Here is a 1,948-nt window from a genome sequence, read left to right as displayed (position 1 = left end):
AACTGGCTCTTCTCTAAAACCCTTAGCCGAATCCATTGAACGCAAAATCCAGCCCGATGGAACCCTCGCCGACGACGCCTCACCCGAACTCAACCGCATCCGTCGCGAGCAGGAGCGCCAGCAGCGCGCCATCGAAGAATCCCTGCGTGCCGCTCTCCGCAAACTCTCCGTCGAAGGCTCCACGCAGGAAGACCTCATCACCATCCGCGGCGATCGCTTTGTGATTCCCGTCCGCAGCGAGCTCAAGCGCCGCGTCTCCGGCGTCGTTCATGGCGCCAGCTCGTCGGGCCAGACCGTCTACGTCGAGCCTCTCGAAACCATCGAGCAGAACAACGAGCTAGTCCGCCTCATCGAAGAAGAGCAGGAAGAGATCCACCGCATCTTCGTAGCGCTCACCAGCCAGGTCGGCGGCTATGCCACTGCTCTCGTGGAAGGCGCCCGCGTCCTCGCTCTCGTCGATACGTTGCTGGCACGCGCCCGCTTCGCCCGCAACTACGATTGCGTTGCCCCAACGTTCAGCGCTGATCGCCTGCATCTCGAAGACGCCCGCCACCCGCTCCTCGAAAAGCACCTCCGCGCCGTCGGAGGTAAAATCGTTCCGCTCTCCCTCGAACTCACCACCGAATCCCGCCAGCTCATCATCAGCGGCCCCAACACTGGCGGCAAAACCGTTACCCTCAAAACCACCGCACTCCTTGCCATGATGGCCCAGGCAGGCCTGCCCGTTCCCGCGGCTTCAGCCAGCTTCCCCATTTTCACCGCCTTCCTCGCCGACATCGGCGACGCCCAATCCATCGAGGCTGAGCTCTCCACCTTCTCCGCGCACATCGTCAACCTCAATCGCCTCTCGCGCCTTGCCGACCCGCAATCCCTCGTCCTGCTCGATGAACTCGGCTCCGCCACCGATCCCGAAGAAGGCTCAGCCCTCGCCGTAGCCGTTGCCGCCCACTTCCTCGAACACCACGCGTGGACGCTTATTTCCACCCACCACACCTCGCTTAAGGTTTACGCCGCAAACACGCCCGGCGTTCTCAATGCCGCAGCAGGAGTCGATGAAAACACCCTCATCCCCAACTACCAGCTCCGCCTCGGTGTCCCCGGTGCTTCAGCCGGCATCCAGACCGCTGAACGTCTCGGCCTTAATCGCACCATCGTCGTCGCCGCCCGCGAACGTCTCGGCTCGCAGCAAGTGGATATCGCACGTTTCCTTGATCGACTTCACAACGAACTCACGCAACTCGAAGAAGACCGCAAGGCAGCCCGCGAGCAGCAGTACGCCCTCAATCAGCAGCGTGCCAAACTCGCCCGCGAAGGTGACGTCGAACTTCGCAATCGCACCCGCGAACTGGAAACCAAGCTCGCCTCGTTGATGAAGGAATTTGAATTCCAGATGCGCGAGAATGTCCGTGCCATCGAGGACCGCGCCGCCCAGCAAAAGCTCTCCAAGGAAGCCGAGCGCCGCATCAACCGGCTCCGCCGTGAATTTCAGGAGAGCTTTAACCAGACCGTCGTCGCCCACCGCACCGGCGCCGACGCCGGCGATGCCAACGCCCAGCCGCACGTGCTCCGCCACGTTTCTCCCGGCGACCATGTACGTCTGAAGTCAATGGGCAAAATCGGTGTCGTACAGCGCGAAGTCGACAAGGATATCTTCGAAGTCGCCCTCGGCCCCATCAAGATGCGCGTAAAAAAAGACGACATTGCCGAAGTGGTCAAATCCGCGACGTCCCTATCCGAACGGTCCGACCCCCTCGCCGCCGCCCGCCAGCAAAAAGGCGTCCACGTCTCCGTCACGAGTGCCAACACCGACGACATGCGCATGGAGATCAACCTCATCGGCCGCACCGTCGACGAAGCCATTGAAGAGCTGGAGAAGTATCTCGACCGCGCCTTCCTCGCCGGCCTGCCCCGCGTCCGCATCATTCACGGCCACGGCGCCGGCATCCTC

Annotated in this window: 1 protein-coding gene; it reads left to right on the top strand. The window is 62.3% G+C overall.

The annotated features are described in order from the left end of the window. The coding region (locus WA354_RS15960) for an endonuclease MutS2 (protein WP_472814013.1) at positions 1-1,948 on the top strand (1,948 nt) is incomplete at both ends.

It is taken from the genome of Occallatibacter sp. (genome assembly GCF_049802275.1).
Classification (GTDB): domain Bacteria; phylum Acidobacteriota; class Terriglobia; order Terriglobales; family Acidobacteriaceae; genus Telmatobacter.
Note: the sequence above shows the minus strand (reverse complement) of the source record. Positions and strands in the feature narration are given on the sequence as shown.